This window comes from Bradyrhizobium sp. HKCCYLS2038 (genome assembly GCF_051167655.1).
In the GTDB taxonomy this organism is placed as follows: domain Bacteria; phylum Pseudomonadota; class Alphaproteobacteria; order Rhizobiales; family Xanthobacteraceae; genus Bradyrhizobium.
Window position 1 is genome coordinate 81,013 of sequence record NZ_JBNPTM010000003.1, and the last position, 12,756, is coordinate 93,768.

14 protein-coding genes are annotated in these 12,756 nt (G+C 65.5%); 7 read left to right on the forward strand and 7 right to left on the reverse strand.

The features are described 5' to 3' along the window. Window position 1: 1 nt before the first annotated feature. From ACQR1I_RS13955 to ACQR1I_RS13965, 3 genes are all read right to left on the reverse strand, one after another. Window positions 2-1,234 carry an ABC transporter substrate-binding protein gene (locus ACQR1I_RS13955; protein ID WP_434867356.1) on the reverse strand — a complete coding sequence of 411 codons (1,233 nt, stop codon included), beginning with the start codon at window positions 1,232-1,234 and terminating at the stop codon, window positions 2-4. Window positions 1,235-1,508: 274 nt separating this feature from the next. Next, window positions 1,509-2,219: a site-2 protease family protein gene (locus tag ACQR1I_RS13960; RefSeq protein ID WP_434867355.1), complete on the reverse strand. Its 711-nt coding sequence runs from the start codon at window positions 2,217-2,219 to the stop codon at window positions 1,509-1,511. Continuing rightward, complete coding sequence (locus ACQR1I_RS13965; protein ID WP_434867354.1) at window positions 2,216-3,091, reverse strand: DUF2167 domain-containing protein; 876 nt, start codon at window positions 3,089-3,091, stop codon at window positions 2,216-2,218. Before ACQR1I_RS13965 ends, ACQR1I_RS13960 begins: the two co-directional genes overlap by 4 nt. 317 nt (window positions 3,092-3,408) lie before the next feature. On the opposite strand from ACQR1I_RS13965, the gene ACQR1I_RS13970 reads away from it, so the two are divergent. After that, complete coding sequence (locus ACQR1I_RS13970) at window positions 3,409-4,221, forward strand: hypothetical protein (protein WP_434867353.1); 813 nt, start codon at window positions 3,409-3,411, stop codon at window positions 4,219-4,221. 61 nt (window positions 4,222-4,282) lie between these two features. Here the strand turns inward: ACQR1I_RS13970 and ACQR1I_RS13975 are convergent, their stop codons facing one another. Both ACQR1I_RS13975 and ACQR1I_RS13980 read right to left on the reverse strand, forming a co-directional pair. Further along, window positions 4,283-5,230: a hypothetical protein gene (locus ACQR1I_RS13975; protein WP_434867352.1), complete on the reverse strand. Its 948-nt coding sequence runs from the start codon at window positions 5,228-5,230 to the stop codon at window positions 4,283-4,285. Between the two features lie 172 nt (window positions 5,231-5,402). After that, window positions 5,403-6,863 carry a GH1 family beta-glucosidase gene (locus tag ACQR1I_RS13980; protein WP_434867351.1) on the reverse strand — a complete coding sequence of 487 codons (1,461 nt, stop codon included), beginning with the start codon at window positions 6,861-6,863 and terminating at the stop codon, window positions 5,403-5,405. Window positions 6,864-7,031: 168 nt separating this feature from the next. Here ACQR1I_RS13980 and nthA point away from each other — a divergent pair, with 168 nt between their 5' ends. From nthA to ACQR1I_RS14000, 4 genes are all read left to right on the forward strand, one after another. After that, entirely contained in the window at window positions 7,032-7,676 is a 645-nt protein-coding gene (gene nthA, locus ACQR1I_RS13985; RefSeq protein ID WP_434867350.1) for a nitrile hydratase subunit alpha, read from the forward strand. Then, complete coding sequence (gene nthB / locus ACQR1I_RS13990; RefSeq protein ID WP_434867349.1) at window positions 7,676-8,335, forward strand: nitrile hydratase subunit beta; 660 nt, start codon at window positions 7,676-7,678, stop codon at window positions 8,333-8,335. The genes nthA and nthB overlap by 1 nt, the downstream gene beginning before the upstream one ends. Further along, complete coding sequence (locus ACQR1I_RS13995) at window positions 8,332-8,721, forward strand: nitrile hydratase accessory protein (protein WP_434867348.1); 390 nt, start codon at window positions 8,332-8,334, stop codon at window positions 8,719-8,721. Before nthB ends, ACQR1I_RS13995 begins: the two co-directional genes overlap by 4 nt. A 172-nt stretch (window positions 8,722-8,893) precedes the next feature. Beyond that, on the forward strand, window positions 8,894-9,679 hold the full coding sequence (locus ACQR1I_RS14000) for a hypothetical protein (protein WP_434867347.1): 786 nt from the start codon (window positions 8,894-8,896) through the stop codon (window positions 9,677-9,679). A 64-nt stretch (window positions 9,680-9,743) separates the two neighbouring features. Here ACQR1I_RS14000 and queC read toward each other — a convergent pair whose 3' ends face one another. Continuing rightward, a complete protein-coding gene (queC, locus tag ACQR1I_RS14005; RefSeq protein WP_434867346.1) occupies window positions 9,744-10,463 on the reverse strand; it encodes a 7-cyano-7-deazaguanine synthase QueC in 720 nt (239 codons plus the stop codon). 125 nt (window positions 10,464-10,588) lie between these two features. Between queC and mazG the strand changes: the two genes are divergently transcribed. Continuing rightward, window positions 10,589-11,422 carry a nucleoside triphosphate pyrophosphohydrolase gene (mazG, locus tag ACQR1I_RS14010; protein ID WP_434867345.1) on the forward strand — a complete coding sequence of 278 codons (834 nt, stop codon included), beginning with the start codon at window positions 10,589-10,591 and terminating at the stop codon, window positions 11,420-11,422. Beyond that, window positions 11,419-11,688: a hypothetical protein gene (locus ACQR1I_RS14015; RefSeq protein WP_434867344.1), complete on the forward strand. Its 270-nt coding sequence runs from the start codon at window positions 11,419-11,421 to the stop codon at window positions 11,686-11,688. The genes mazG and ACQR1I_RS14015 overlap by 4 nt, the downstream gene beginning before the upstream one ends. Window positions 11,689-11,757: 69 nt before the next feature. Here ACQR1I_RS14015 and ACQR1I_RS14020 read toward each other — a convergent pair whose 3' ends face one another. Then, entirely contained in the window at window positions 11,758-12,660 is a 903-nt protein-coding gene (locus ACQR1I_RS14020; protein ID WP_434867343.1) for a LysR family transcriptional regulator, read from the reverse strand. Between the last annotated feature and the right edge of the window lie 96 nt (window positions 12,661-12,756).

A 12,756-nucleotide genomic window follows, 5' to 3' on the forward strand; every position in this document is an offset into this window, starting at 1 on the left:
GTCAGTTGCTGGCCGCCTTGAGCTTGATGAAGGACGGCCAGGTGATGGTGCCGGCGGCGAGATCCTTGGGCCAGACATTGACCTGCTTGCCGCTCTGCCACTGCAGCATCAGCCCGGTGATGTAGCCCTTGCCGGTGCGCAGCGCGTGCGGGTTCGAATCGCCCTTCGGCTTGAAGGCGATGCGGCCGATCGTTCCGACATAGTCGGTCGCTTCCATCGCCTCGACCATCTTGTCCGGATCAGTGCCGCCGGCGCGATGAATGGCGTCGGCGATCATGTAGACGTCGTCATAGGAGGTGTAGCCGGCATAGGACGGGAAGTTACCGAACTTCTTCTGATAGGCCTCGACAAAGGGCAGCGTCTTCGGCGTGACGGCGACGCCCGGTCCGGACACGGCGTTGTAGAACACGCCTTCGACCGCCCCATTGGTGTCTTTCCAGAACGTCGAGTTGGTCGCCTGCGAGGAGATGCCGAACATCGGGATCGGCACCTGCTGGCTCTTCCACTGCACCGTCGGCTGGGTGCCGACATGGGAGATTCCGGTGATCATCACATCGGGCTTCAGACCCTCGATCTTGTTGAAGATCGGCGTGAAGTCGGTCGTATCCGGCGACATGCGGATGTGATCGACGACCTTCAGCCCGATCTCCGGCAGGCACTTCTCGTAGCCCGCGTCGAGCGGCGTCGTCCAGGCGGCGTCCTCGCTCATGATCACGGCTGTCTTCATCTTGTAGGGCTCGACGAGCAGGTCCTTGGCGGCGTCGCAGACGAGGCCGGCGAGCGAGGTCGAGGTCAGATAGCCGTGGAAGGTGTATTTCAGCTGATCATAGTTCTTGGCGATGTTCTGGGTGATGACGTCGGAGGCGGCGCCGGGGGTGATCATCAGGGTTTTGAGGCGCCCTGCCCACGGCTCCAGCGCGAGCACGACCTCGGAGATGTAGCTCGCAATGACCGCGTTGACCTTGTCCTCACTGACCGCGCGTTGGAACGCCCGCACGGACTCAGCCGAGGAGGAGTGATTGTCGTAGACCACGATCTCGATCTTGCGGCCGTCGATGCCGCCCTTGGCGTTGATCTCCTCGGCGGCAAGTTGCGCGGCCGGTGCGATCGACGATCCTGCCACCGCTTGCGCTTCTGCGATGACACCGATCTTGATCGGGTCCGCCGCCGACGCGGCCGAGCACATCAGCGCAGTGGCGCAACTCGCGAGCAAGAATGATTTGAACGAAATCATAGGACCTCCCGATTCCTTATGCCTCTAACGGGCAGCGAGACTTTGGTCTGCCACATGCCAGCGAGGCAAGTGCACACGTTGCTTCCTCCTCTGCGTTCAGTGCATTGTGATCAGGCGCTCGGCTCATGGCTCGAGAAGGCGCAGCTCAGCGCGTTCATCCGCGCAAGACTTCGTCGCGGCGCAGCAAGACGCTTGCGAGCGTGCGGAACCGATTTCCGTCGGGCGGACAGAGCGCTGTTCGGCCACCGCGGACGCGTACTCAATAAGACGAGCGCTACTGACCCAGCATCTCGTGGACGTCGAAGGTCATCACGGCGAGCAGCGCCGCGAGCGCCAGGTAAGTGCCGGCATATTCGACTTTGGTCTGCAGCGTCGTGCAGTAATAGGCGACGTTCTCGGGCGCCGTGGGATCATAGCGCCACGCCTTCATCAGTTGCGGCGCAGCCAGGATGGCAATCATGATGAGCATCGGACTCGGCCGGTACAGCATCAATGCCAGCAGCATGGGCACGCCGAGCAGCCAGATCCGCGGACTGAGCACGCTCGTCACCCGGCCGCCGTCGAGCGGCGAAATCGGCAGCAGGTTGAACAGATTGAGAAACAGGCCTGAATAGGCGATCGCGAGCAGCAGGTTGCTGCCCTCCGACCGCGCCAACAGATAGACCGCGAGGGAAGCTGCGGTGCCGACCAGGGGACCTGCGAGCGCCACATAGGCTTCCGTCTCGACGTCGACCGGCTGCTCCTTCAGCGCGATCCACGCACCTACGAACGGGATGAAGGCGGGCGCGCCGACGTTGAGGCCGCGCTGCCGTGCCGCGATGTAGTGCCCCATCTCGTGCGCGAACAGCAGCGCGATGAAGCCGGCTGCATAGCGCCATCCCCAGATGCCGGCATAGACGATCAGCGACAGCAGCATCGTGCCGCCGCTCATGGCGAGCTTGCCCCATTTCAGGCCGGAGAAGAGAATGAGCAGCAGCGCCTTCACGCAGGCCCGCCTGCGTTGTCGGTACGCGGCTTGCGGCGGAAGAACTTCGCGACGGCAGCTCCGAACCCGAGCACTGCGATGATGATGATCTTGGCGAACTTCAGTACGAACGCGCCGGCCAGCGCCAGCAGCCCGAGCTTCTTTGCAGCGACGCCGCCGACCAGCGCCAGCAAGCCATATTCGGCGATCCGATCCGTGCCCGCGCTGAAATCCTCGTAGCGCTTGCCGGAGCGATAGGAGAGATCGGACAGCAGCTCGTGCGCGACGGCCTTGTCACCGGCGATGCGCTCGGAGCCGGACAGCAGGTTGAGGCTGAAATAGCCGTCGCGTCCGAGCGCGAAGGTGTTGTAGTTCACGTTCTTCGGCGCATCGTCGGACTGGTTCTTGTCCTTGGCGAGCAGCGACCAGACCAGACGATGGGTCGCGGCATCATAGGCCGGCGGCTCGATCCATCCGATCACGACCATCTCCGGAAATCCGCGCGCCGCGCGGTCGCGGTTCGCCTCCTCCGCACCGGCGCGCAGATTGCCGAGCAGTTCGTCCGCATTCCAGTTCTTGGCGTCGTCGTCCTTGATGTAGCCGTCCTTGATGTGCTTGATCACCACCATCCAGTCGTCGTTCTGGCGCTTGCCGACGACGAGCCCGACGAAGGTCGCGTCGTTGACGACGTTGCCCAGCGCACGCAGGACCCGCATGCCTTCGCTTTTCGGGATGTAGAAGAAGTCCGCCGGAAGCTTCAACGTGCCCTGGTCGATCAGCGCGATCTCGCTCGGTCCGTCGGTGCCGGCATTGCTCGCGGCCTGCCAGGCCGCCGCCAATTCCGCCTTGAGGGCAGCCTGATCGGCGGCTTGGGCCCGGACCTCTGATGGCATCGGGGCCGCCAGTGCGAACAATGCTGCGCAAAATGCTGCGCGCGCAACGACGATCAAGCTCCGCATTGCCCCTGCCCCCCCAGACTGATTGGTCTGATGGTACCTCGAATGCTCCGAGCCGCGCAAGGAACCCGGCGTCGCGAGCTCCCTGCGAATGAGCTGCAGATGCAGCAGTCAAGGGGCGTTTGTCCGAAAAGACCGCCTCCTCGTCACGACGCTGTCTTGCTTTTGGCCAAAGCGGCGGGTCGAGTCAGGTTTGAGAAATTTGAGAACGGAAAGCAGCGTCGGCGCGGGGCGCAAGGGTTTGGGGATCACCAATGCAGGCCACACACAATGTGCATCAGATCGATCCGAGCGAAGTCGGTCTCGCTCCGGAAAAGCCGGAGAAGGCGAGCTATGACCAGCTGTATCGCAGGGTGCTGCGCGAAGTGTTGACCCGGATTGATACCCGATTGTCGGCCATGGAAAAGCCTTCCGTGGCGGCAGATGCGGCCGCGGCCGCGAGCACGAGCGACATGGCAGCGGGCGCCGGCGGCCGCTGGGCGCGCGTCAAGGCGCCGCTCGGCAAGCTGCGCGGACGCAACGCGGTGGGACTTGCCTTGCTGGTCGTCCTGGTCGGCGGCTCGGTCGCCTGGTCGCAGCGCGAGGCCGGCAGCTCGCTGATGGACCGTTGGATGCCCTCGTCGACCGAGGGGACGCAGGACGAGGCCTCGGCCCAGGGCAATGAGGATGCCATGATGTCCAATGCCTCCTTGAGAGGCACCGAAGACGGCACGGGAGCTCCGGGCACGCTGATGCAGCGGATGGCGCGCGAGATCGCCGAGCTGCAACAGGGCATCGAGCAGATCAAGTCGACGCAGGACCAGGCGACCCGGGATCAGACCCGCGCCATCGAGCAGTTGCAGGCCGGTCAGGACCAGCTGATGCGGCTGGTGTCGCGGATGTCGAACCAGGCCGCGCAGGCCCGTGGCACGGCTGTGCCGCCTCCGCCGCAGCAGTTGCTGGTCACGCCGCAGCCGCGAACCACCACAGGGCTGGCCCGCAATCAGCCGCCGCAGCAGCAGGGATCGAGCATCGGGACCTTCCTGACCCGCAACACATCAGGCATCCAGTCGCCGATGCCGCGCTGATCCCCACCGATCAGCAACGGAAGGATTTGACGCGCCGGGCTCGCCGCCCGGCGCGTTTTGCTTATGAGCAGGTGTGAACGCGCCCGTCATAGCCGCGATAGGTGCCCTTCCCGGCGTCGTAGGTGCGGAAGCTTTTGCAGATGTTGCCTGCCGCAGGCTTGGTCGCGCTCCGACGCGTAACGCGCGGCTTGCGCTTGGCGGTCCTGTCGTCGTCATGAGCATGAGCCGGATGCGCCTGGCCTTGATGGGCGGATTTGCCGGAAGCGCGCGCCGCGTCCTGCTTGACTGCCGGCGTGCCGGGCACGGCGACAGGCTTGGCGATCGCAGCCGGCTGCACAGGTGACTTGATCTCGGCGGGAGCCGTCGTCGGCTTGATCTCCGCAGCGGCTGGCTTGTCAGCAGGAGCGGCGGCGGGCTTGGCGTCGACAGGCTTCTCTTCGATCTTCTCCGGTGCCACCGCGTCCTTTGCAGCAACGGGCGCAGCAACGGCCGGCTCGGCCGGCTTGGTCTCGGTTGCCGTAGGTGTCTCGGCCGCCTGCGCTGCGGGCGCTGCAGCAGGCTTGGTTTCGGGCTTGGTCTCATCAGCCTTGGTTTCAGGCTTGGTCTCAGCCGCGGCCTCGCTCTTGGCTTCCGCTTTCGGCTCTTCCTTCGGTTCGGCCGGTTTGCTGTCTGCTGCGGCTTCCGCCGCCTTCCCTGCGGCTGCCGGCGTCTCCGGAGCCTGCGGCTTGGCTTCGGCGTCGACGGGCTTGGCCTGCTCCGCTGCAGCGGTCGGGAGAGCCGTGGGTTCGGCCGGCTTGTCGGCCGAGGCCTTCTCCGGCTCGGCTGCGGGCTTGTTGGCGCTGTCAGCGGCAGGCTCGGCCGGCTTGGTGTCCGTGGCGGACTGCTCGGAGGCGGGCTTGGCCGGATCGCTCGCGGCGCTCTGCGCCAAGGCGCCAGCGCTCGCGAGGGCGCAGAACAGCATGCCGGCGCACAGCGCGGCGACGGGCGGACGAGCAATGGACATGGGCATGCGGGAGGTCTCGATGGAGGAAGCCTGAAAACGGGTCTACGTCATATCCCGCCGGCTTGCTCCATCAAAACTGTCTGCGGGCAAAAAAGTCGCACGCGATGTGCTTTCTCCATCGTGATTTTGCAATCGCCGCGTGAGAGCCCGCGCTTGAACAATCGACGCGGCCGGCAATTCACGCGCTGGCCGCGTTCCGCGTGATGACGTCGCGATAGTAGGACGCGCTCAGCTTCGGCGTGCGCAGCTGGGTGTCGAAGTCGACGTGATACACGCCGAAGCGCTGCTTGTAGCCGAACACCCACTCGAAATTGTCCAGCAGGCTCCACAGGAAGTAGCCCTTGACCGGCACGCCCTCGGAGGTCGCACGCTGCAGCTGCGCGAGATAGTTGCGCAGATACATCACGCGATCGACGTCGTGCACCTTGCCGTCGGCGGTGACCTTGTCTTCCGCTGATGTGCCGTTCTCGGTGATGTAGATGGTCTTCAGGTTCCAGATCTTGGCTGCGAGCTTCGGCACCCAATAGGCGGTCTCCGGTCCGACCAGCAGCCATGGCGAGCTCATGTGCGGAAACGACGCCGGCATCGGCAGCACGTCGAATCCGGACGGTCGCTCCGACGCCACGACGTAGGCCTGTGGCGCGTAGATGTTGAGGCCAACGAAATCGACCGGCGCCGAGATCGTCTTCAACTCGTCGGCCGTGAATGTCGGCGCATCCTTGCCGGACCAGGCCAGGAAGCCGTCGGTGTAGCGGCCCTCGAGGATGACATTGAGGAAGCCCGCATTCAGCTCGCGCATCGCGATCTCCGCGGCGCGGATGTTTTCCGCGGTGTCGATCGCCGGCAGGCAGGCGGTGATGTTCTCGGCCATGCCGACGCGGGTGCCTGCGCGTCCATTGGCGCGGATCGCCTGCACCGCAAGACCATGCGCGAGCGCCACGTGATGGCGCGCCTGGTTGACCTCCTGCGGCGGCAGCTTCAGTCCGGGCGCATCGATGCCGAGCCCATAGCCGAACGGGATGAAGCGGCCGCATTCGTTGATGGTGAAGATGGTCTTCACCCGGTCGCTCAGGTGCTGGGCGACGTAGCCGGCATAATGCGCAAACGCTCTCGCCGTCTCTGCCGAGCGCCAACCGCCGACGCGGTCCTGCAAGGCCTGCGGCAGGTCCCAATGATAGAGCGTGGCATAGGGCTCGATGCCTTGCGCTAGAAGCTCGTCGACGAGACGATTGTAGAAGTCGAGCCCCTTCGGATTTGGCGTCAGCCCGCCGTCGGGAAACAGCCGCGGCCAGGCGATCGAAAAGCGGTAGGCGCGGCAGCCGAGCTCCTTGATCAGCCGCACGTCCTCCTTGTAGCGGTGGTAGTGATCGCAGGCGACATCGCCGGTGCTGCCGTCTTCGATGCTGCCCTTCAGACGCGTGAACACATCCCAGATCGACGGGCCACGGCCGTCTGCCGTTGCCGCGCCCTCGATCTGGTACGACGAGGTGGCCGTGCCCCAGACGAAATCGGCGGGGAAACGGCGCCCGACATCATCCCTCACTGCGGCCTCCTCCGCTTGCGCAGGCGCGTTGGCGGCCCCCAGGGCAGCCAGTCCAGCCAGCTTCGCAAGATCACGGCGGGAGACGTCGGTCGGCATTGATGAACCTCAAGGTCTGATTGTTTTGCCCCGGCCCGGCAGGCAGCCCGACTAGGAACCACATCCGGGCGTCAATTTGAACCGCCGGAAAACGAGACATTCAAACGGGAGCCATTGCTGCGCTGCCACCGCTCGACAGCGGTGGCGGATTACGCCTATGGTTGAGCTATGAATGATCACCCGCACGACCATCATCACGATCACTCGGAATTGTCCGAGACCGAGCTGCGCGTCCGCGCGCTGGAAAGCATCCTCACCGAAAAGGGGTATATCGATCCCGCGGCGCTCGATGTGCTGATCGAAACCTATGAGACCAAGGTCGGGCCTCGCAACGGCGCCCGTGTCGTGGCGCGGGCCTGGACCGATCCGGCCTTCCGGGCGCGGCTGTTGGCCAATGCGACGCCGGCGATCGGCGAGCTCGGCTATGTCGGCCGCCAGGGCGAGCACATCGTCGCGGTCGAGAATACCCCGGAGCTGCACAACATGGTCGTGTGCACGCTGTGCTCCTGTTATCCGTGGCCCGTGCTCGGCCTGCCGCCGGTTTGGTACAAGTCGGCGCCCTATCGCGCCAAGGCGGTGAAGGACCCGCGCGGCGTGCTGCAGGATTTCGGCTTCGCACTTGCTGACACGACCAAGATCCGGGTCTGGGATTCGACTGCGGAGATCCGCTATTTCGTGCTGCCGATGCGGCCCGAGGGCACCGAGGGCTGGAGCGAGGAGCAGCTCGCCGAGCTGGTGACGCGCGACAGCATGATCGGCACCGGCCTGCCGAAGCGCCCGGGCGAACTCCAAGACACGAAGGCGCAACGCTGATGGATGGCGCGCATGACATGGGTGGCGCGCCCGGCTTCGGCCCGGTGCGCCCCGAAACCGACGAGCCGGTGTTCCACGCGGCGTGGGAGCGCCGCGCGCTGGCGCTCACTCTGGCCATGGCTCTGCCGGGCGGCTGGAACATCGACATGTCGCGCTTTGCGCGCGAGAACCGTCCGCCGGCCGACTATCTCGGCATGAGCTACTATCAGATCTGGATGGCCGGTCTCGAACGGCTGATGCAGGACCGCCACCTGGTCGAAGCCGATGAGCTCGCCGCCGGCAAGACACTGCATCCGCCGCAGCCCGTCGCGAAGATCCTGACAGCCGACGAGGTCGCGGCCGTGCTGCGCCGGGGCGGCCCCACCGAACGCGCGGCAAGCGCGCCGGCACTGTTCGCCGTCGGCGATCGCGTTCGCGCCAAGGCGATGCATCCTCTGACGCATACGCGGCTGCCGCGCTACGTGCGCGGCCATGTCGGCCGCATCGAGGCTATCAGGGGCGCGCATGTGTTTCCGGATAGCAACGCCCATGGCAAGGGCGAGGACCCGCAATGGCTCTACACGGTGTCGTTCAACGGCGCCGAGCTGTGGGCCGATGCGCCGGATCCGCTGCTGGAGGTCACGGTCGACGCCTTCGAGCCGTATCTGGAGCGCGCATGACCACCGTCGATCGCCATGCCGCGCTGGCGGCGACGCGCGCCCTCCCCGGCATTCCCGTCGATGCGGATGGACCGGTGTTTCGCGAGCCGTGGGAGGCTCACGCCTTCGCCATGGCAGTGACGCTGCACGCCCGCGGGCTCTTCACCTGGCCCGAATGGGCGGCCGCGCTCGCCGAGGAGATTTTACGCGCACAGGCGGCGGGCGATGCGGATTGCGGCGACACCTACTATCGGCACTGGCTCGCCACGCTGGAGCGGCTGGTGGCCGAGAAGGGCGTGACCACGTCCGCCACCCTCGCCCGCTACCGCGACGCCTGGGATCATGCCGCCGACCGCACCCCGCACGGCAAGCCGATCGAGCTGTGCCCCGACGATTTCGTCGGCTGAGTGCCCCGCCGTATCGTTAAGCGCCGGTGACCGGCTTGCAGCGCATTTGACGCGCCCGCCTTAACGGTGAGGTATGCATGATGCGAAGAGCCGTGTTTGTTCGAAATTGAACATTCATCAGTGTGTCCGTAGCGTCCCGCATCTTCCGAGATGAAGTTGAAGGGACGTCGAAATGCCCGGGCTTGAATCTTTTGCTTCGATCCTCGACACGCTCGCCGCCGCGCGTCGCGACTATCACGAGAAGCTGAAGTCGATTCCGCAATACGAGGCCTACCTGCTGATCGAGAGCTCGACCGAGAAGGCGGCTGGAGCCCTGCACGGCACCGAAGCCAGCTCGTCGTCGATCGCCGCCGACGTGATCGACTCGCTGCAATATGCGCGCACCCGGTTCGAGCAGCACATGGCCTCGATCCCGGAGTATCGCGTGCTCACCGCGATCGACAAGGTGATCAAGGAGATCTCGCAGCATCTCGGTCTCGCGAAGGACGATGCCACTCCGCAGACCGCCACGGTCGCGCATCATGAGGCATCCGAGCCGGTCGCGGCCGATGATGCTGAACCGGAAGCGGCGGCAGAAACGGCTTCCACAGAGACCGCCGCGGAGCCGGCCGAACCCGAGAGCGACGACGAGCCCGCAGAGCCCGAGGTCGCCGAGGAGACGGACGAGCCGGCGCAAGCCGAGGCGCCGACGCTGCGCATCGTCGAAGCGCCGGCACAATCGCCGTCGATCGTCCCCGCCGGTCACGACGCCGATGCGGCGCACGATGACGACATCGTGGTGCTCAACGCGCCGGCCTGGGACAAGAGCGGCGCCGACGCCAGCCACGACATCACCGCCCGTCTCGCCGCAAAGGCAGCCTCCGCTGCGATCGACGACACCGACGAGGGGCACGACACTGCGGACCACGATCTCGTGGTCGTCAGCCAGCGCGAGCCGTCGGATCACGAGGCCGCCTGAGCTTCGAGCGAGCACGCGACAGACAGCATGCCATCTGGCGGGGCCCTCGGGGCCCCGTTTCGATTCAGGGCTGTCCACCGACCGCGATGTATTCGTGCCACCCCTTGGCACGCAACTCACAGGCGGGACACTGACCGCAGCCATGCCCCCAGTCGTGGCGGGCACCGCGCTCACCCAGATAGCATGTATGCGACTGGTCACGGATGAGATCGACCAGGCCCCGGCCGCCGAGATCATAGGCCAGTTGCCAGGTCGCCGCCTTCGACAGCCACATCAGCGGCGTGTGCAGCTCGAAGCCGCGCGCCATGCCGAGGCTGAGCGCCGTCTGCAGCGCCCTGATGGTCTCGTCGCGACAATCCGGGTAGCCGGAATAATCGGTCTCGCACATTCCGCCGACGATGTGGCGGATGCCGCGGCGATAGGCAAGCGCCGCCGCGAAGGTCAGGAACACCAGGTTGCGGCCAGGCACGAAGGTGTTGGGCAGGCCGTCGGCCCCCATCTCGATGGCGACGTCGCGCGTCAGCGCGGTCTCGGAGATGGCAGCCAGCGTCGGGATCTCGAGCGTATGGCCATCGCCGAGCTTGCCGGCCCAGTCCGGGCGCAGCTGGGTGATGCCGTCGAGCAAACGCGCGCGGCAGTCGAGCTCCACCGCGTGGCGCTGGCCGTAGGCAAAGCCGAGCGTCTCGACGCGCTGGAAGCGGTCGAGCGCCCAGGCCAGGCAGGTCGTCGAGTCCTGCCCGCCGGAGAACAGCACGAGAGCGGTCATATCCTGCGTGTCGGTCATGCCATCCGCTTAGCACCATCGTTCCACATGGCCAACCGGCGGCGTCGCGGCATTCCGTTTTCGCTGGGAGCCGCCGGCCGCTTGAGGCATACAGGAGCCGAAATCAAGCTGCCTCAGGACCTGCAATGACCCCTTCTCGCGACATCTCACGCCTGATCGAGATCATGGCGGCGTTGCGCACGCCGGTGACCGGCTGTCCGTGGGACGTCGAGCAGACGTTTCAGACCATCGCGCCCTACACCATCGAGGAAGCCTATGAGGTTGCGGACGCGATCATGCGCGAGGATCTCGACGATCTGCGCGAGGAGCTCGGTGATCTCCTGCTGCAGGTGGTCTATCACGCCCGCATCGCCGAGGAGCAAGGTGCCTTCGCGTTCGCTGACGTGGTCGAAGGCATCACCAGGAAGATGATCCGCCGTCATCCGCACGTCTTTCCGGACAAGGACGGCAACGTCACCAAACCCACCAAAGGCACCTGGGATCGCATCAAGGCCGAGGAGAAGGCCGAGCGCGCCGCGCGACGGCCGCCCGAGGAGCACGCCAGCCAGCCGTCGCTGCTGTCGGGGATCAAGGCCGGACAGCCGGCCCTGGTGCGCGCCATGGAGCTGCAGAAGAAGGCGGCGACCGTCGGCTTCGACTGGAACGATCCGCGCGCCGTGCTGCAGAAGATCCGCGAGGAGGCCGACGAGATCGAAGCGGCGCTCGACAAGAAGGATGCGACCGAGCTCAGCGCCGAGACCGGCGACCTGCTGTTCGCCCTGGTCAACCTCGCCCGCCACGCGGAGGTCGATCCCGAGACCGCCCTGCGCGGCACCAACGCCAAGTTCGAACGCCGGTTCGCCTATATCGAACGTGCCCTCACCGCGAAGGGCCGTACGCTGGAGGAAGCCTCGCTCGACGAGATGGACGAGCTGTGGAACGAGGCGAAGGGGCTTGAAACTCCAAAGGACCAAGGATGAAGCTGGTTCGCACCTTGGAGGCGGTTGAAGTCGCTACACTTGAAGCGGGGGCGTCGCAGCAGAGACGCGTTGCCATACTCCAGCGCGACGACGGCTATTTTTCCTTCGCGTTGGAGTACGCTTACAAATCGGAATACGAGGGCGAGGTGATCGCCGAAGGTTGGCATCATCGCTATGGCGAAGGCATCTTTGAAAGCGAGGATGCGGCTGAACACGCGGGACGAAGTGCCCTCGCTTCCAGGTATCGCGTCCAGAACAAGCCGTGATCCGCAAGTCTCAACTTGCGGCGGCTACGGGCCGCCCTTGGTTCTCCGCTGCTCCATGCCAGCCCTGACTCAGCGCCGTCCAGGCGACAAGACCGCCTTCGCGATCTCCACGAAGCGCTGCGCGGCCGGCGAGAGGCCGAAGTCGGCGCGGCTCAGCAGCGACACGTGCCGGTAGATCGTCGGCTGCGACAGCGGGACGGCGGCAAGCGTCGGGAATTGCGCCTTCGGCAGCATGTGTCCGGGCAGGATGCTGAGGCCGGCCCCTTCGGCGGTGAGCGACAGCGCGGTCGTGATCAAATTCACCTCGATGGCGGGATTCAACGTGCGCCCCGACTGCGCCAGTGCCTCGTCGATCTGACGCCGAATGCGGGTGCCATGGCGCATCGTGATCAGGTTCGATCTCATGATGCCGTCCCAGGTGAGACGGCGCTGCTTGTCGAACCGGCCATCCTTGATGCCGATGGCCGAGAGCGGACTCTGCATCAGCGTCTCGATCTTGAACTCCGGGATGCCGTCATTCTCCACGCTGCCGAGGCCGAACTCCGCCTCCCCGGTCATCACGACCTCGAGAAGCTCGTCGGGTGCGACGTCGCGCAGATCGATGCGCACGTCGGGATGTTGCGATCGGAACGCCGCGAACACGCGTGGCAACAGTGCCGACGCAAAGCCGGCTGAGACGGCGATGGAAATCCGGCCGGCCTTGATCTCGGCGAGGTCGCGCATCCGCTGCGACAGCCCTTGCGCGCCGGCGAGGATGCGTTCGGCAGCCGCGATCGCCTCCCGGCATGCGGCCGTCGGGTGCAGCGCGCGCGTCGTCCGATCGAACAGCCTGAGCTGAAAGTTCTCCTCGATCTGCCGGATCAGCAGGCTGATCGCCGACTGCGTGACGCGCAGCTCGGCGGCCGCCTTGGTGATGCTGCCGAGCCGATACACCAGCACCAGCGCCTCCAATTGCCGCAAGGTCGGAGACATAAGCTTTCCTCATGAATGAATGAGAATTTTGTGGCTAATCGAAAGAGTTTGATCATGCAACATATTTGCAAGTAGCCGGGGGCGCGGACCGACCGG